This window comes from Leifsonia soli, from assembly GCF_013408745.1.
GTDB classification, from domain to species: domain Bacteria; phylum Actinomycetota; class Actinomycetes; order Actinomycetales; family Microbacteriaceae; genus Leifsonia; species Leifsonia soli.
Window position 1 is genome coordinate 1,126,010 of sequence record NZ_JACCBJ010000001.1, and the last position, 17,342, is coordinate 1,143,351.

The window sequence follows — 17,342 nt, forward strand, 5'->3', positions numbered from 1 at the left end:
AATCCCGGGGTCAGTAGGCGCGGAGCAGGTCGCGGAGCACGGTCCTACCGAACACTAGCGCGTCGAGCGGGACGCGCTCGTCCACCCCGTGGAACATGCCGGGGAAGTCGAGGTCGGCGGGCAGCCGGAGCGGCGCGAAGCCGTACCCGGTGATGCCGAGCCGGCTGAGTGCCTTGTTGTCGGTGCCGCCGGAGAGGAGGTACGGGAGCACGGGCGCGCCCGGGTCGTGCTGCTCCAGCGTGCCGGTGATGGCGTCAACCAGTCCGCCGTCGAACTCGGCCTCGAGCCCGATGTCGCGGTGCATCACCTGGATCTCGATGTCGTCGCCGATGAGCTCGCGGACCCGGGAGAGCACCGCGTCCTCCTCGCCGGGGAGCGTGCGGATGTCGATCAGCGCCTCCGCCGTGTCCGGGATGACGTTGTGCTTGTAGCCGGCCTCGAGCAGGGTCGGGTTCGTCGTCGTCCGGAGCGTCGCGAGGATGAATCCGGCGGCCGTCCCCGTGCGGATCACGACCTCGTCCGGTCCGATCCGCTGCGGGTCGACGTCCAGCAGGCGGCCGAGCTCGCCGATCAGCCGCGTCGTCGTCGCCGTCAGCTGGACCGGCCAGTCCTCGCGGCCGAGCGCCACGACGGCCTCCGCGAGCTTCGTGATGGCGTTGTCGCGGATGAGCCGCGAGCCGTGCGCGGCGCGGCCGCGCGCGATCAGCTTGATCCAGACGAGCGACTTCTCCCCCGTCTGCAGCAGGTACGCGCGCCGGCCCGCGAGGTCGATCGAATAGCCGCCGACCTCGCTGATCGCCTCGGTCGCGCCCGCGAACAGCTCGGGATGCGTATCGACCAGGTGGTGCGACCCGCGCCGGCCGCCGTCCTCCTCGTCGGCGAAGAACGCGACGACGAGGTCGCGCGCCGGGCGCTCCCCCGCGCGCAGGATGTCGCCGACCGCGGTCAGGATCATCGCATCCATGTTCTTCATGTCGACGGCGCCACGGCCCCAGAGCAGGCCGTCCTTGATCTCGCCGCCGAACGGGTCGACCGACCAGTTGCGCGGATCGGCCGGCACCACGTCGAGGTGACCGTGCACGACGAGAGCGGGCTTGCCCGGATCGGCGCCGGCAACGCGGGCCACCACGCTCGCGCGGCCCGGGTCGGACTCGAACACCCGCGGCTGCAGGCCGAGCTCGACCAGCTTCGCCTCGACGTATGCGGCGGCCTCAGCTTCGCCGTTCGAGCGGCCCTCGCCGTAGTTCGTCGTGTCGAACCGGATGAGGTCTCTGGCGATGATCGCGGTCTCGTCGAGGTCGGGCTCGGTCGCGCGGAGTTCGTCGGTCATCCCACCACGCTACCGGGCGCATCCGGTCGCCGCCCCGCCACGCCCGAGGTGTGTGGACGAGTGATCCTGTGTGGAGAATCCGTGCTATCGTCTTTCTTCGGCAGCCGGAGAAGTTCGGCGGCCGTCTCACCTCGTCCGGGTGGCGGAAATGGCAGACGCGCTAGCTTGAGGTGCTAGTGCCCGTATAGGGCGTGGGGGTTCAAGTCCCCCCTCGGACACAGAACGCGGAAGCGGACGGAAGGCCCCGGTCACAGCGACCGGGGCCTTCCGCATTCCCGGGACTATGGTGTCGCCATGCCCCGCAGCAAACGATCGTCGAGCCTGTTCACGGTGCTGCTCGCCTTCGCGGCGAACATCCTGGTCGCGATCGCCAAGACTATCGCGGCCGCGATCACGGGGTCGGCATCCCTGGTGGCCGAGGCCGCGCACTCGTGGGCCGACGCCGGCAACGAGATCTTCCTCATCCAGGCCGAACGCTCCGCCGTGCGCCCGCGCGACGCGTCGCACCCCGGCGGGTACGGCCGCGACGCGTACGTCTGGAGCCTGTTCGCCGCCGTCGGGCTGTTCACCGCAGGCGCCGTCGTCTCCGTCATGCACGGCGTCCAGGCCCTCGGCTCGACGGAAGCGGATTCGGACTACCTCGTCGGCTATCTCGTGCTTGCGGCCGCCTTCGTCCTCGAAGGCATCTCGTTCCTCCAGTCGTACCGGCAGGCGCACGCGAAGGCCGACTCCTCCGGCACCGGGACGTTCGAGCACGTGTTCAGAACATCGAACCCGACCCTGCGCGCGGTGTTCGCGGAGGACTCCGCCGCTCTCGTCGGTCTCGTGATCGCCTTCCTCGGACTGCTGCTGCACGAGCTCACGGGCAATCCGTTCTGGGACGCGCTCGGATCCATCCTGATCGGAGTGCTCCTGGCGGTCGTCGCGGTCGTCCTCATCGAGCGCAACCGCCGGTTCCTGCTCGGGCAACCCGGCTCGGACCGCGCGTGGCAGGCCGCGCTCGGCGCGCTGCTCGCGCACCCCGAGGTCGAGACCGTGACGTACCTGCACCTCGAGTACGTCGGCCCGGAGCGCTTCTATCTCGTCGCCGCGGTCGATCTCGTCGGCAACGACCGCGAGTCCGACGTCGCGGTCGACCTCCAGGCCGTCGAGGCGGCACTGGAGAGCTCCGAGTGGATCACGGAAGCCGTCATCACGCTGTCCCGGCCCGGCGCCGCGCCCCTCAGCGTCACGTCCTCCGGAACCGGAACCGAGGCGGACGTGGCCGCAAATAGCTAGCGGTCAGTTTCCGACCGCAAGCCTGTGCAGAATGGGAGCATGGCAAGTACCGGCTCCCGCTCGCTCCAGCTCCTCTCTCTCCTCCAGTCCCATCGGTACTGGCCCGGACAGGAGCTCGCCGACCGTCTCGGCATCTCGCCGCGCACTCTGCGCCGCGACATCGAGCGCCTGCGCGACCTGGGATACCCGGTCGACGCCACCCGCGGCGTGTCCGGCGGGTACCAGCTCGCCGCCGGCGCGTCCCTGCCTCCGCTGGTCGTCGACGACGACGAGGCCGTCGCGCTCGCCGTCGGCCTGCGGACCGCCGCGCAGAGCGGAATCGCGGGCGTCGACGAGGCCTCCGTGCGCGCCCTCGCCAAGGTCGTCCAGGTGATGCCGCCGCGGCTACGGCGCCGGGTCGACGCGCTCCGGATGACGACGCTGTCCACCACCTTCGGGCCGACGCCGCAGACCGACCCCGGCATCCTCACCGCCTTCGCTCAGGCGTGCCGCGACGAGGAGCGGATCGAGTTCGCCTACGTCGCCCGCGACGGCCAGGCCTCCAGGCGCACCGTCGAGCCGCACCGGCTCGTCTCCGTCGAGCGCCGCTGGTACCTGGTCGCCTACGACCTCACCCGCTTCGACTGGCGCAGCTTCCGCCTCGACCGCATCGCCGATCCGCACCCGACCGGCGCCCGATTCCGACCGCGGGCCCTCCCTGCGGAGGATGCGGTCGAGTACGTCCGGCAGTCGCTGCACAGCGCGGTGGAGCCGATGATCGTCGACGCCGTCATCGATGCTCCCAACGACCGCGTCGTCGACGTGCTCGGGCGATGGGCGACGGTCGACGACCGCGGTGACGGCACCTGCGCGGTCAAGATCACCGCGGACAGCGCGGAGTGGGCCCTCTTCGGGCTCGCGGCGGTGGACGCGCCTTTCCACATCCTCGGCCCGGAGGAGGCGGTGATCGCCGCGGCCGACTGGGGCGAGCGATTCACCCGCTCCGCACTGGCGCTCACCGCCGAGGCAGCCGCCCCGGCCGGCCCCGCCACCACCTCGTAGACTGGAGGGGATGACGACAACAGCCCGAACCCCGAGCCCCGCCGACATCAGGCGGTGGCGCCGCTACCTGGCCGACGAGCGCGCGGAGGCCTCCGTGTACCGCGATCTCGCCAGCCGCCGACAGGGCGAGGAGCGCGAGATCCTGCTCGCGCTGGCCGAGGCGGAACGCCGGCACGAGCAGCACTGGGTCGACCTGCTCGGGGCGCAGGCAGGCCGTCCGCTGAAGGGCGACATCCGCACCCGTCTGCTCGGCTGGCTCGCCCGGCGGTTCGGCTCCGTCTTCGTGCTCGCCCTGGCGCAGCGCGCCGAGGCCCGCTCGCCGTACGCGGCCGACTCCGACGCCACGCCGCAGATGGCGGCCGACGAGCAGGTGCACGAAGAGGTCGTCCGCGCCCTCGCGGCCCGCGGCAGGCAGCGGCTCTCCGGAACGTTCCGCGCCGCCGTCTTCGGTGCGAACGACGGCCTCGTCAGCAACCTGGCCCTCGTGCTCGGTGTGAGCGCGAGCGGGGTCCCCACCCACGTCGTGCTCCTCACCGGCATTTCCGGCCTCCTCGCCGGAGCGCTCAGCATGGGCGCGGGAGAGTACGTGTCGGTGCGGTCGCAGCGTGAGCTGCTGGAGGCATCCACCCCGAACCCCGCGACAGGCTCGGCCCTGCCCCACCTCGATGTCGATGCCAACGAGCTCACGCTGGTCTACCGCGCGCGCGGCATGACGCCGGAGGCGGCGGCGGACCACGCACGCGAGGTCCTGTCGACGCTCCAGGCGGTCACCTCCCCCATTCCCCTGGGCCCGGCGGTCGACGAGGACGAGCACGAGGCGATCGGCACGGGATGGAACGCGGCCCTCTCGAGCTTCTGCTTCTTCGCCTCCGGGGCGCTCATCCCGATCCTGCCGTTCCTGTTCGGGCTGACCGGGACCGCGGCGATCGTCGTCTCGGCTCTGCTCGTCGGGATCGTGCTGCTCGGCACGGGAGCGGTCGTCGGCCTGCTCTCCGGTGCTTCCCCGCTGAAGCGGGCGATCCGTCAGCTGCTCATCGGCTACGGAGCGGCCGCGGCCACCTATCTCCTCGGTCTGCTGTTCGGCGCCACCGTCGGCTGAGCCGGCCGGCTAGCGCCGACGGCCGCCGTCGGTGCCGTAGGCGACGGCGCCGACCAGCGGGATGAGCAGGAACCACAGCCACGAGTACTGGTACCCCCATGCCATCCCGGTGAGGAAGAACAGGATCACCGACACGAACGGGATGATCGAGACCGCCAGGAGACCCCAGCGGGAGGACGGCTCGCGGCCACCCTGGCCGTACGGCTGCGGCTGAGCGGGATACGACGGAGCCGGATACGGCTGACCCGGATAGGGCTGGCCCGGCTGTGCACCCGCGGGGGCGGCGCCCCCGGGCTCGGCGGGCCCGTCCAGCCGCAGACCGCCGGGGAGGTCCGCGAAGAGCGGAGCGAGGTCGCCCCGCGTCACCGCGGAGCGGGCCGCGGCGGAACGCGTCTGCAGCTCCTGATCGGTGAGCCGCCCCTGGGCGGCATGGGCCTGCAGGGCTGCGACCGCGCGCTCGCGCTCATCGTGGCTGAGGCGCAGTGACGCGCCGGAGGGATCCGTGATGTCCGACATAGACGCCAGTATGGCAGCGACGCGTCGCATCCACGATGGTCATCGCGGGGGGTGCGATGTCGCGGACCGCGGGTACACTCTCTTTCGAACATACGTTCGACAGACGAGGTGAGCAGCATGACCGAGATCGACGAGACGGTCGCCGTCTGGACGACCGACGAGGGCGTCCCCACCCGGCTCGTGTGGAGATCCACGCGGTACCGGGTCTCCGACACGCCGACGGTGTGGGCGGAGGTCTGCACCTGGTGGCGGCCGTTCGGCGAGCACCGCTACCCGATCGGCAGCGTCCCGCGGTCGATCGGCGGCTGGCGGTTCCAGGGCACGAGCGAGGACGGCGTGGCGCACGTGTTCGACGTACGCCACGACGCGACCGCGCGGTCGTGGCGGCTGGTCCGCGTTTTCGACTGATCGCAGCGTGGCTCGCACGCCCCGCGCATCCCGTCGCATAGCCTCCATCGGGTGATGGACGACCGCTACGGATCCGATGTGCTCGCCGGCGACTGGCGGCAGGCCGGGAGGAAGCCCGTCCCGACCGTCGAGGCCGTGACGGATCTGGTGCTGGAAGATGCGGCATCCGGCTTCTGCGGCGCCGTCACGCGGCTCGAAGCGCAGACGGTCGAGCTCGAGGACTACTTCGGCAAGAAGCGCGTCTTCCCGCTGTCCGGCTCGTTCCTCATCGACGGGGAGCCGGTGCGCCTGGCCGTCCCGTCACGTGCGCCCGCCGGTCCGACGCGGACGGCATCCGGATCGTTCGCGGTCGGCGACCAGAAGGCGCGGGTCGCCCGCGCCAGCCGGATCTTCGTCGAGGGACGCCACGACGCCGAACTGGTCGAACGGGTCTGGGGCGACGACCTTCGTGTGGAAGGCGTCGTCGTCGAGTACCTCGAAGGCGTCGACGATCTCGACGCGATCGTCCGCGAGTTCCAGCCGGATCGTGGCCGGCGCATCGGCGTCCTGGTGGACCACCTGGTCCCCGGATCGAAGGAGAGCAGGATCGCGGAGCAGGTGGCGCGCGGACCGTACGGCGCCCACGTCCTCGTCGTCGGCCATCCGTACATCGACATCTGGCAGGCGGTGAAGCCGCAGCGGGTCGGCCTCGAGGCCTGGCCGAGCATCCCGCGGTCGGTCTCCTGGAAGCACGGCATCTGCGCCGCCCTCGGTCTTCCGCACGAGACGCAGGCCGACATCGCGCGCGCCTGGAAGCGCATCCTCGGCCGGGTCCGTTCCTACACCGACCTCGAGCCGGAGCTGCTCGGCCGCGTCGAGCAGCTGATCGACTTCGTCACCGAGCCGCCGGGGCGGTAGGCACGACCCGCACCGCTCACCAGCCGTATTCGGTGTACGACTCCCCTCGCACGAGCGCGTCGATGCCGTGCCGGATCACCGGGATGACGTCGTCCGGCAGCGCGCGCACCGGCGCCCAGACCAGTTCGGATGCCTTCTCCGGCTCTCCGATCGCCGGTGCCGCACCCGGCGGGAGCGCGGCGGTGAAGAAGAAGTCGATGTAGGCGTCGCCGTCCGCGCGGCCGTGCTGGACGAGGGCGAGCCGCACGTCGCCGCGGGCGAAGGCGATGCCGATCTCCTCTCGCGCCTCACGGAGCACGGCGGCGGTCGCCGACTCCCCCGGCTCGATGTGACCGGCGGGGAGCGAGAGCTCGCCGTCGCGATAGCCGGTGCCCGCACGGCGCTGGAGCAGGATGCGGTCGGCGTCGAACAGGCACAGGTACACGGCTGCGGGGTAGGTCGGGCGCATGTGCCCAGTGTGCGCCGTCGGCTGTCGGTCGGGTGGCGTACTGTTCTTCTCCACAGGTGGCGCTCGTCCACACACCCGAAATTTCCATTTGCGTTGTTCGAACATACGTTCGAAAATAGACGTATGTCCCTCGCAGCTCCGCACCTCGCCGAACCGGTCGCCGACCGGGCGCAGGTGCACGAGCTGCAGACCCGCATCCGGCAGATGCAGGCGACCAAGCTCGAGAGCCGGACCCTGCAGACGCACCCGGCGCTCTCCCCCCTCCTGCCGGGAGGCTCGCTCAAGGCCGGGGCCGCGTACTCGGTCCGCGGGTCGACGACGCTGCTGATGGCCATGCTGGCCGGTCCCAGCGCGGCCGGGGCGTGGTGCGGCGTCGTCGGGATGCCCGATTTCGGCGCGGAGGCTGCCGGGCGGTTCGGCATCGACCTCGAGCGCCTCGTGCTGGTGCCGCATCCCGGGGAGCATTGGCTGACCGTGACCGCGGCGGTCGTCGATGTGCTCAGCGTCGTGGTCGTCGCGCCGCCCGCCCGCGCGAAGGACGGCGACGTCGCCCGGCTCACCGCCCGGCTGCGGCAGCGCGAGGCGACCCTCATCGTCGCCGGCGACTGGCCCCAGGTCGAGGCGACGCTCACCGTCGCGCGCAGCGGGTGGGACGGACTCGGCACCGGCAACGGCTATCTCTCGTCCCGGCGGGTCACCGTGGAGTCGGCGCCCCGCGGCGGGACCGGTCCCCGCCGGACCGCCGAGCTGTGGCTGCCGGCCGTCGACGAGAGCTTCCGCACCTCCGGGCCGACGCGGCTCGAGGCGGTGAGCTAGATGGCGAGCGGAGCACGCGAAGCCGTCGTCACCCGGGCGATCGTGCTCTGGTGTCCCGACTGGCCGGTCATCGCTGCGCAGCAGGCGCTCGAGCTGGCGGTCGATCAGCCGCTCGCCCTGGTCGAGAAGGGCGTGGTCTTCGCGTGCTCTCCCGCAGCGCGTGCCGACGGGGTGAAGCGCGGACTGCGGATGCGCGAGGCGCAGGCGCGCTGCCCTCAGCTGGAGGTGCTGCCCTACGATCCGGTGCTCGATGCGCGTGCGTTCGAGCCGGTGCTCGCCGCGATCGAGGAGATCACCCCCGGTGTGCAGCCGGTCCGCCCGGGCACGTGCGTGCTCCGGGCCCGCGGGCCCGCGCGCTATTACGGCGGCGAGGAGCAGGCGGCCGCCGAGCTGCTGCGCTGCCTGGAGGGGCTCGGGCTCCCGGACGCGCGGGTCGGGATCGCCGACGGTCCTTTCGCCGCCGAGCAGGCCGCCCGCTCGACCGGGGCCGCCCGGCCGCTCGGCGGCGCTCCCTCCGCCGGCACTCCGACGACCGGTGCCGCCGACGCCGCGCACGACCCGGCCCCGCACTTCTGGGCCCACAGCCGCGTGCGCATCATCCCGTCCGGCGACTCCCCCGCGTTCCTGGCGCCGCTCCCGGTCGCCCTCCTGGGCTTCGCCGAGCTCACTCCGCTGCTGCGCCGGCTGGGGCTGCACACGCTCGGCGACATCGCCGCGCTCTCGCGCGTAGACATGCGGGAGCGGTTCGGCGAGCGGGGAGAACTCGCGCACACCCTGGCCAGCGGGCTCGACGGAACGGCGGTGGTGCCGCGCACCCCGCCGAAGCAGCTCGACCGCTCCATCGACTTCGAGCCTCCCCTCGACCGCGTCGACCAGGTGACCTTCGCCGTGCGCGGCACGGCCGAGCAGTTCATCGGCGGGCTCACCAAGGCCGGGCTGGTGTGCACCTCGCTCCGGGTGGAGGTGACCGACGAGTCCGGCCGGGTCAGCGAGCGCATCTGGCTCCATCCCCGGCTGTTCTCCCCGCCCGACGTGGTCGACCGGGTTCGCTGGCAGCTGCAGGGCTCCGGCGCGATCGACTCCGGACTGGCGTCGCCGATCTCCCGGGTGGTCCTCGAGCCGGAGGCGGTCGACGACATCGGCCACCACGAGGACGGGCTGTGGGGCGGTGGAGCCGACGAGCGCATCCACCACGGCCTCACCCGTGTGCAGAGCATGCTCGGCCACGAAGCGGTGGTCACGGCGACGATCGGCGGCGGCCGCGCCCCCGGCGAACGGCAGGTGCTGGTGCCCTGGGGCGACCGGCCGGTGGGGGTCGCCCGGGCCGACCAGCCGTGGCCGGGATCCCTGCCGGCACCCGCGCCGTCGACGGTGTTCGAGGTCCCGCGTCCCGTCGCGGTGCTCACCGAGCAGGGGGCGTCCGTCGAGGTGACCGACCGTGGAGACGTGACCGCGCCGATCGCCCGGTTCTCCCCCACCGGCCAGGCGCGGGACGCCCGGCCGGTTGACTCCTGGGCCGGCCCCTGGCCGGTGCGGGAACGCTGGTGGGACGCCACGCTCTCGCGGGCGATGCACCGGTTCCAGCTGGTCGACGCCGACGGCACCGCCTGGCTGCTCGCGCTGGCCGGGTCCGGCTGGTTCGCGGAGGCGCGCTATGACTGAGCGAGGCGATGCCTGATGGGGTGGAACAACCCTCCGATCCCGTGGGCCGAGTTCGAGCGGCGGCTTTCCGGGCGGCGCACCGCGCAGCAGGCCGACGAACGCCCGTCCTCCCGCAAGCGGCAGAAGTACGTTCCGCAGGTGATCCCGGAGACGCCGGAGGACGCGGTCCCCTACGCCGAGCTGCACGCGCACAGCAACTTCAGTTTCCTCGACGGCGCGTCCTCTCCCGAGGAGCTGCTGGAGGAGGCGACGCGGCTGAACCTGCACGCGCTCGCCCTCACCGACCACGACGGCATGTACGGCGTGGTGCACCTGGCCGAGGCGGCCGAAGCGTACGACCGCGTGAAGACCGTGTTCGGGGCCGAGCTGTCGCTGTCGCTCACCAAGCCGCAGAACGGCGAGCCCGATCCGGAGGGCAGCCACCTGGTGGTGCTCGGCCACCGGCAGGAGGGCTACCACCGGCTCGCCGCCGCGATCACCGCGGGGCAATTGGCCGGTGAGGAGAAGGGGCGGCCGGTGTACCGGCTCGACGAGCTCGCCGAGCAGTCCGGCGGCGAGTGGATGGTGTTGACCGGATGCCGTAAGGGCGACGTCCGGCTCGCCCTCGCCGAGCACGGGGAACGCGCAGCGGAGCGCGAGGTCTCCCGGCTCGCCGAGCTGTTCGGCCGCGACAACGTCCTCGTCGAGCTGATCGACCAGGGCGCCCCGCGCGATTCGACCGACAACGACATCCTCACCCGGATCGCCGGGCGGCTCGGGCTGCCGACGGTGGCGACCAACAACGTCCACTACGCGAGCCCCGCGCAGTACCCGCTGGCGACCGCCGTCGCTGCCGTGCGAGCCCGGCGCAGCCTCGACGAGCTCGACGGCTGGCTCCCGGCCGCCGGCGCCGCCCACCTGCGCAGCGGGGCGGAGATGGCCCGCCGGTTCGCGCGCTACCCCGGTGCCGTCGAACGGACCGTCGAGATCGCCGACGACCTCTCCTTCCGCCTCCGCAGTGCCCGTCCCCGGCTGCCGAAACAGGACGTCCCGGAGGGCCACACGCCGATGGGCTGGCTGCGCGAGCTCACCTGGCGGGGCGCGGCCGAACGCTATCCCGACCTCGACCGCAACCCGGCGAAGCGCGAGCGCATCGAGCGCGAGCTGGATGTGATCGAGGCGAAGGACTTCCCCGGCTACTTCCTCATCGTTCACGACATCGTCCGGTTCGCCCGCAGCCGCGGGATCCTCTGCCAGGGCCGGGGGTCGGCGGCGAACTCGGCCGTCGTCTACCTGCTCGGGATCACCGCCGTCGACTCGATCAAGTACGACCTGCCGTTCGAGCGGTTCCTGTCCAGCATGCGCGAGGAGGAGCCCGACATCGACGTCGACTTCGACTCCGACCGCCGGGAGGAGGTCATCCAGTACGTCTACGCCAAGTACGGCAGGCACAACGCGGCGCAGGTCGCCAACGTGATCACCTACCGCCCCAAGAACGCGGTGCGCGACATGGCGAAGGCGCTCGGCTACTCCACCGGCCAGCAGGACGCCTGGAGCAAGCAGATCGACGCGTGGGGGGCGGTCCAGACCAGCGACGACCACGACATCCCGGACGACGTGGTCGGGCTCGCACAGCAGGTGCTCAAATTCCCCCGGCATCTCGGCATCCACTCGGGCGGAATGGTCCTCACCGACCGGCCCGTCGGCGAGGTCTGCCCGATCGAGCACGCGCGCATGGAAGGCCGCACGGTGCTGCAGTGGGACAAGGACGACTGCGCGTGGATGGGCCTGGTCAAGTTCGACCTCCTCGGCCTCGGGATGCTGTCGGCGCTGGACTACTCGATGCGCACCATCGAGGCATCGCTGGGCGAGAAGTGGACGCTGGAGAGCATCCCGAAAGAGGAGCAGGGCGTGTACGACATGCTCTGCCGGGCCGACTCGATCGGCGTCTTCCAGGTGGAGAGCCGCGCACAGATCGGCACCCTGCCGCGTCTGCAGCCGCGCAGCTTCTACGACCTCGTGATCGAGATCGCGCTCATCCGCCCCGGTCCCATCCAGGGCGGAGCGGTGCACCCGTACATCCGCCGGAAGCTGGGCAAGGAGCCGGTCACCTACCTGCACCCCGCGCTCGTTCCCGTGCTGGAGCGCACGATGGGCGTCCCGCTGTTCCAGGAGCAGCTGATGCAGATGGCCGTCGCGGTCGGCGACTGCACGGCGGAGGACGCCGACCTGCTGCGCCGCGCGATGGGCTCCAAGCGCGGGGTGGAGAAGATCGAGGCGCTCAAGGCGAAGCTGTACGACGGGATGGCGAACAACGGCATCACCGGAGCCGACGCCGACGCCATCTACGAGAAGATCGAAGCGTTCGCCAACTTCGGCTTCGCCGAGAGCCACGCGATCAGCTTCGCGCTGCTCGTCTACGTCAGCTCCTGGATGAAGCTGCACTACCCCGGCGCCTTCCTGGCCGGGCTGTTGCGCGCCCAGCCGATGGGCTTCTACTCGCCGCGCACCCTCACCGCCGACGCGCGACGGCACGGCGTCGTCGTGCACCGCCCGGACATCCAGCGCTCCGGCGTCTTCCCGCTCCTCGAGCCGCTCGACGACCCGGATGCGCGGCGGGGGCCGACCGGCTCCGATCCGTGCCTGCAGACGGAGCAGCCGCCGATCGATCCCTTCGACCCGGCCGTCCCGCTCGACTTCGCCGCGCACCGCCGCGACGCCGGCCACGCGGTCCGGCTGGGCCTGGCGGCGGTCACCTCGATCGGCGAGAAGGTGGCGGAGCGCATCGTCGCCGAGCGGGAGGCGTACGGCCCCTACCGCGACCTCGGCGACCTCGCCCGGCGCACCGGCCTCACCACCGGCCAGCTGGAGGCGCTCGCCGCCGCCGGCGCCTTCGACGGCTTCGACCTGAGCAGGCGGCAGGCGATCTGGGAGGCGGGCAACGCCGCCCAGGAGCGGCCCGAGTACCTGGCCGGCACGGCGATCACCGTCCAGCCGCCGCTGCTGCCGATGCTCTCCCCCGCCGAGCAGCTCGCCAGCGACCTCTGGGCGACGGGGATCTCGACCGACGACCATCCCATCCGCTTCCTGCGTCCGGCGCTCGCCGCCCGCGGCGTCCGCCCAGCCGACACGCTCGCCGCCGGCGAGTCCGGTCGCCGCATCGAGGTGGGCGGCGTGGTGACTCACCGGCAGCGACCCGCCACGGCGGCGGGGGTCACGTTCCTCAACATCGAGGACGAGACCGGGATGGTGAACGTCGTGTGCCCGGTCGGCGTCTGGAACCGCTACCGCCGCGTGGCCCGCCAGGCGCCGGCGATGATCATCCGCGGCATCCTGGAGCGCAGCGAGGAAGGCGTCGTCAACGTGGTCGCCGACCGCCTCGAAGCACTCGACACCGGAATCCGCACCGTCTCGAGGGACTTCCGGTGACCAGGATCAACCAGCGCAGGCGGATCCCGTCACTCGTCGAATCGCAGGTGCCGGACGCTGCGGCCGTTCCTCCGCACCAGCCGGAGGGCCTCGACGCCGATCCGGATGTGACGCTCGACGAAGTCGCGCGACACGCCCTGGTCGCTCTCCGCGGTCTTCACGCCCTCCGGGGTCATCGGCTGATCCGAGATGAGCAGCAGCGCCCCGCTCGGGATGCGGTTGGCGAAACCCGCCGCGAACACGGTCGCCGTCTCCATGTCGACGGCCATACAGCGCGTCCGCTTGAGGTACTCCTTGAACGTGTCATCGTGCTCCCACACCCGCCGGTTCGTCGTGAACACGGTGCCCGTCCAGTAGTCCTGCTGGAAGTCGCGGATGGTCGACGACACGGCGCGCTGCAGCTGGAAGGCCGGAAGGGCGGGCACCTCCGGCGGCAGGTAGTCGTTCGACGTGCCCTCGCCGCGGATGGCCGCGATCGGAAGCACGAGATCGCCGAGCTTGTTCTTGCGCTTCACCCCGCCGCACTTTCCGAGGAACAGCGCCGCCTTCGGACACGCAGCGGTGAGCAGGTCCATGATCGTCGCCGCGTTCGGGCTGCCCATCCCGAAATCGACCATCGTGATCCCGTCGGCCGTCGCGTTCGGCATCGACCGGTCGAGCCCGCGCACCTCGGCGCCGTACCACTCGGCGAAGCGCTTCACGTAGTCGCTGAAATTCGTCAGCAGGATGTACTCCCCGAACTCCTCCACCGGAGTGCCCGTGTAGCGCGGAAGCCAATCGCGGACGATCGCCTCCTTGTCCTTCATGCCGCCCTCGCCGGGCATCACGTTCGCCGCGGCCTCGCGGTCCTGCGCATCCACCATCCTGCATCCCCCTCCGTCGTGCGGCGCCGGTCAGCCTGCGACGCTCGTGCCGAGCAGCGAACCGACGATGAAGGTGGCGGCCAGCGCAAGCGCACCGCCCACCACCACCCGGACCATGGCGCGACCGCGGGAGCTGCCCCCGATCCAGGCCGCCACGTAACCGGTGACCGCCAGCGCCACGAGCACCGCAACGAACGTGACCGGGATGCGCAGCGTCGCGGGAAGCAGGATGGTCAGCATCGGCAGGATGGCGCCGCAGGTGAACGCAACGGCCGACGCGAGCGCCGCATGCCACGGGCTGACCACGTCGTCCTGGTCGATCCCGAGCTCCGCAGAGAGGTGGGCGGCGAGAGCGTCGTGCGCGGTCAGCTCGACGGCGACCTGACGCGCCGTCGCCGGGGTCAGCCCGCGCTGCTCGTACAGGCCCGTCAGCTCCTCCAGCTCCTGCTCCGGCATCTCCGCCAGCTCCCGGCGCTCCTTCGCGATGAGCGATCGCTCGCTGTCGCGCTGGCTGCTCACGGAGACGTATTCGCCCAGGGCCATCGAGATCGCCCCGCCGACGAGCGCCGCCAGCCCCGCCGTGACGATCGCGGGGGCGGAACTCGTCGCGCCGGCGACGCCGACCACCACCGCGGCGACCGAGACGATCCCGTCATTCGCCCCGAGGACGCCCGCGCGCAGCCAGTTCAGCCGCTGCGCCATGCCTCCGCGGTGCGGCTCGTCCGGATGCGCACCCTCCGGCGCCGTACCCTCCGGGCTCCGGTCACCCGCTCCTGTATCGCTCATGGGCTCAGCCTAGGAACCCCGGCGGGCGACCGCCAGCAAGGTTCGGCGACCCTAATGAGCGCCCAGCCGCTTCCGCAGGAAGTCGATCCTCGCCTGGAGCTGGGTGACACTGGCCTGCGCGACCGCCGGTCCGCCGCAGACCCGCCGCAGCTCCGCGTGGATCAGACCGTGCGGCTCCCCCGAGTTCTTCGAATACAGCCCGACGAGGCTGTTCAGCAGCTGGCGCTGCTCCTTCAGCGTCCGGTGCAGCGTCGGCGGCGGATGCCCCTCCGCGGTCGGCGGCCGGGACGAGTGCCGGCGCGCCTGTCGTTGCTGCCGCTGCAGCAGCAGCTCGTGCACCTGCTCCGGCTCGAGGATGCCGGGGAGGCCGATGAAGTCGAGCTCCTCGTCCGTGCCCGGTACCGCGAAGCTGCCGAACTCCTTGCCGTCGTACAGCACGCGGTCGAAGTTGGCCTCCGACCCCAGCGCCTCGAACGCGAACTCCTCCGTCAGCGCCTCCGACGCGCGCTCCTCGCGATTCGCGTCGGCCACCATCGCGTCCTCGGGGTTCCACAAGTCGCCCTCGGTGTTCTCCTCGACGCGGTCGAGCGCGTGATCGCGTTCCAGCTCCATCGCGTTCGCCAACGCCATCAGCGTCGGCACGTTCGGCAGGAACACGGAGGCCGTCTCGCCGCGGCGCCGGGCGCGCACGAACCGGCCGATCGCCTGCGCGAAGAACAGCGGGGTGGATGCGCTGGTCGCGTACACGCCCACGGCCAGCCGCGGCACGTCGACGCCCTCCGACACCATGCGCACCGCGACCATCCACCGCGAGTCGCCCTGCGCGAACTCGGCGATCCGGTCGCTGGCCTCCTTCTCGTCGGAGAGCACGACCGTGACCGGCTCTCCGCTGATCTGCTGCAGCAGGTCCGCATACGCCCGCGCCGCGTAGTGGTCCGTCGCGATCACCAGACCTCCGGCGTCGGGAATGGAGTTGCGCACCTCGGTGAGGCGGCGGTCGGCCGCCGCCAGCACGGCCGGGATCCACTCGCCGCGCGGATCGAGCGCCGTCCGCCACGCCTGCGATGTGATGTCCTTCGTGTTGCCCTCGCCGAGCCGCGCCTCCATCTCGTCGCCCGTCTTGGTGCGCCAGCGCATGTGCCCGGCGTAGACCATGAAGATGACGGGACGGACGACGCCGTCCTCGAGCGCGCGGCCGTAGCCGTAGTTGTAGTCGGTGACCGACGTCCGGATGCCCTGGCGGTCGGGCAGGTAGGTCACGAACGGGATGGGCGCCGTGTCCGAGCGGAACGGCGTACCGGTGAGCGAGAGCCGCCGCGTCGCGCGCTCGAAGGCGTCGCGGATGCCGTCTCCCCAGCTCAGGGCGTCACCACCGTGATGCACCTCGTCGAGGATCACCAGCGTCTTGTACGCCTCGGTGATGTCCTTGTGCAGGCTCGGCCGCATGGCCACCTGCGCGTAGGTCACCGCGGCGCCCCGGTAGTGCCGTGCATAGCGGCCATCGGAGTTCTTGAAGTCCGGATCGAGGTGGAGGCCGACCCGGGCCGCCGCCTCCGCCCACTGGCGCTTGAGGTGCTCGGTCGGCGCGACGACCGTGACGCGCTCGACGACCCGGCGCGACAGGAGCTCGGTCGCGAGCCTCAGCGCGAAGGTCGTCTTACCGGCGCCCGGCGTCGCCGCCGCGAGGAAGTCGCGCGGCTCGTGGACGAAGTACGCATCGAGCGCCTCCGCCTGCCAGGCACGCAGCTTGCCCGCGGTCCCCCAGGCGGCGCGCTCCGGGAAGGACGGCGACAGGTGCTCAGCGGCGAAGCTTCCCGCGTGCACGCCCGGGCGCTCGATATCTCCGCCCTCGATATCACCGCGCTCGAGACCACTGAGTTCGGGGTCACCGGAGGCCTCTTCCGGCTGGGGTGCTGCTGACGTCTCCACTTGGATCAAATCTACCGGAGCCCGCCGACACCGCCGTCCGATGCAGAATGGAGCAATGGCGGAAGCACAGCATCCCTGGTCCCGGTACGTCGCCCTCGGAGACTCGTTCACCGAAGGCATCGGCGATCCGGAACCGGGGAGCCCAGGCGGCCACCGCGGCTGGGCGGATCGCGTGGCCGAGGTCCTGAGCAGACAGACCGACGACTTCGCGTACGCGAACCTCGCGGTCCGCGGCAAGCTGATCCGCCAGATCCTGGACGAGCAGGTGGATGCGGCGGTCGCCCTCCGGCCCGACCTCATCACGATCTCGGCGGGCGGCAACGACGTCATCCGGCCGGGGACCGACCCCGACCAGATCGCGCTGCTATTCGACGAGGCCGTCTCGCGGCTGAGCGTCGACGGCGCGACCATCGTGGTGTTCACCGGAGTCGACGTCGGCTTCTCGCCGGTCTTCCGCGGCATCCGCGGCAAGGTCGCGATCTACAACGAGAACGTCCGCGCCATCGCGGCGCGCTACGACTGCATCGTCGCCGATCAGTGGTCGCTGACCGAGATCCAGGACCAGCGGATGTGGGCGCCCGACCGCCTGCACCTCGCGCCGCTCGGCCACCACACCGTGGCGCGGATGGTCCTCGCCGCGCTCAACGTGGAGAACGACCTGCAGCCGCTGCAGCCGGAACCGCTCCCTCCGCGCACCTGGCGGCGCGCCCGCGCCGAGGACCTCTCGTGGGCGCGCGAGTACCTCGTGCCGTGGGTCCTTCGCCGCATCCGGCACCAGTCGTCCGGCGACCATGTCACGCCGAAGCGGCCGCAGGCGGGTCCCTTCCTGATCAGCGGCGACTGACCCGGCGTTCCGAGGCG

General features: G+C 71.7%; 15 protein-coding genes and 1 tRNA gene. 10 read left to right on the forward strand and 6 right to left on the reverse strand.

All coding sequences use genetic code 11. The features are described from left to right. Positions 1 to 10: 10 nt before the first annotated feature. Positions 11 to 1,330 carry a M20/M25/M40 family metallo-hydrolase gene (locus tag BJ963_RS05490; RefSeq protein WP_179455172.1) on the reverse strand — a complete coding sequence of 440 codons (1,320 nt, stop codon included), beginning with the start codon at positions 1,328 to 1,330 and terminating at the stop codon, positions 11 to 13. A 133-nt stretch (positions 1,331 to 1,463) separates the two neighbouring features. On the opposite strand from BJ963_RS05490, the gene BJ963_RS05495 reads away from it, so the two are divergent. From BJ963_RS05495 to BJ963_RS05510, 4 genes are all read left to right on the forward strand, one after another. Further along, positions 1,464 to 1,548 (forward strand) — tRNA-Leu (locus BJ963_RS05495). Positions 1,549 to 1,624: 76 nt separating this feature from the next. Beyond that, positions 1,625 to 2,608, forward strand: a complete 984-nt coding sequence (locus BJ963_RS05500; RefSeq protein WP_179455174.1) for a cation diffusion facilitator family transporter — start codon at positions 1,625 to 1,627, stop codon at positions 2,606 to 2,608. A gap of 39 nt (positions 2,609 to 2,647) precedes the next feature. Continuing rightward, positions 2,648 to 3,649 carry a helix-turn-helix transcriptional regulator gene (locus tag BJ963_RS05505; protein ID WP_179455176.1) on the forward strand — a complete coding sequence of 334 codons (1,002 nt, stop codon included), beginning with the start codon at positions 2,648 to 2,650 and terminating at the stop codon, positions 3,647 to 3,649. 10 nt (positions 3,650 to 3,659) lie between these two features. Further along, positions 3,660 to 4,748: a VIT1/CCC1 transporter family protein gene (locus tag BJ963_RS05510; RefSeq protein WP_179455178.1), complete on the forward strand. Its 1,089-nt coding sequence runs from the start codon at positions 3,660 to 3,662 to the stop codon at positions 4,746 to 4,748. Between the two features lie 9 nt (positions 4,749 to 4,757). On the opposite strand, the gene BJ963_RS05515 is transcribed toward BJ963_RS05510, so the two are convergent. Next, on the reverse strand, positions 4,758 to 5,264 hold the full coding sequence (locus tag BJ963_RS05515; protein WP_089910794.1) for a DUF1707 domain-containing protein: 507 nt from the start codon (positions 5,262 to 5,264) through the stop codon (positions 4,758 to 4,760). Positions 5,265 to 5,381: 117 nt separating this feature from the next. Here BJ963_RS05515 and BJ963_RS05520 point away from each other — a divergent pair, with 117 nt between their 5' ends. Together BJ963_RS05520 and BJ963_RS05525 are read left to right on the forward strand one after the other, a co-directional pair. Continuing rightward, a complete protein-coding gene (locus tag BJ963_RS05520; protein ID WP_179455180.1) occupies positions 5,382 to 5,672 on the forward strand; it encodes a DUF6504 family protein in 291 nt (96 codons plus the stop codon). A 54-nt stretch (positions 5,673 to 5,726) separates the two neighbouring features. Continuing rightward, on the forward strand, positions 5,727 to 6,569 hold the full coding sequence (locus BJ963_RS05525; RefSeq protein WP_179458039.1) for a DUF3097 domain-containing protein: 843 nt from the start codon (positions 5,727 to 5,729) through the stop codon (positions 6,567 to 6,569). Positions 6,570 to 6,585: 16 nt separating this feature from the next. Here the strand turns inward: BJ963_RS05525 and BJ963_RS05530 are convergent, their stop codons facing one another. Beyond that, the gene (locus BJ963_RS05530) at positions 6,586 to 7,017 is read right to left on the reverse strand and encodes an NUDIX domain-containing protein (RefSeq protein WP_179455182.1); all 432 of its coding nucleotides are present in this window, start codon (positions 7,015 to 7,017) and stop codon (positions 6,586 to 6,588) included. A 123-nt stretch (positions 7,018 to 7,140) separates the two neighbouring features. Here BJ963_RS05530 and BJ963_RS05535 point away from each other — a divergent pair, with 123 nt between their 5' ends. Genes BJ963_RS05535 through BJ963_RS05545 form a run of 3 tightly spaced genes read left to right on the forward strand, consistent with a single transcriptional unit; the run spans position 7,141 to position 12,903 of the window. Further along, positions 7,141 to 7,833: a hypothetical protein gene (locus BJ963_RS05535; RefSeq protein ID WP_179455184.1), complete on the forward strand. Its 693-nt coding sequence runs from the start codon at positions 7,141 to 7,143 to the stop codon at positions 7,831 to 7,833. Continuing rightward, on the forward strand, positions 7,834 to 9,495 hold the full coding sequence (locus tag BJ963_RS05540; RefSeq protein ID WP_179455186.1) for a DNA polymerase Y family protein: 1,662 nt from the start codon (positions 7,834 to 7,836) through the stop codon (positions 9,493 to 9,495). A gap of 15 nt (positions 9,496 to 9,510) precedes the next feature. Beyond that, positions 9,511 to 12,903, forward strand: coding sequence for an error-prone DNA polymerase (locus BJ963_RS05545; RefSeq protein ID WP_179455189.1), 3,393 nt, complete (start codon positions 9,511 to 9,513; stop codon positions 12,901 to 12,903). A gap of 29 nt (positions 12,904 to 12,932) precedes the next feature. Here the strand turns inward: BJ963_RS05545 and BJ963_RS05550 are convergent, their stop codons facing one another. Genes BJ963_RS05550 through BJ963_RS05560 form a run of 3 tightly spaced genes read right to left on the reverse strand, consistent with a single transcriptional unit; the run spans position 12,933 to position 16,376 of the window. Then, on the reverse strand, positions 12,933 to 13,766 hold the full coding sequence (locus tag BJ963_RS05550; RefSeq protein ID WP_218857023.1) for an AMP nucleosidase: 834 nt from the start codon (positions 13,764 to 13,766) through the stop codon (positions 12,933 to 12,935). 30 nt (positions 13,767 to 13,796) lie between these two features. Beyond that, complete coding sequence (locus BJ963_RS05555; protein ID WP_179455191.1) at positions 13,797 to 14,552, reverse strand: VIT1/CCC1 transporter family protein; 756 nt, start codon at positions 14,550 to 14,552, stop codon at positions 13,797 to 13,799. Positions 14,553 to 14,603: 51 nt separating this feature from the next. Further along, complete coding sequence (locus BJ963_RS05560; protein WP_089910762.1) at positions 14,604 to 16,376, reverse strand: DEAD/DEAH box helicase; 1,773 nt, start codon at positions 16,374 to 16,376, stop codon at positions 14,604 to 14,606. Between the two features lie 160 nt (positions 16,377 to 16,536). Here BJ963_RS05560 and BJ963_RS05565 point away from each other — a divergent pair, with 160 nt between their 5' ends. Then, positions 16,537 to 17,325, forward strand: coding sequence for an SGNH/GDSL hydrolase family protein (locus tag BJ963_RS05565; protein ID WP_089910759.1), 789 nt, complete (start codon positions 16,537 to 16,539; stop codon positions 17,323 to 17,325). Positions 17,326 to 17,342 lie beyond the last annotated feature (17 nt).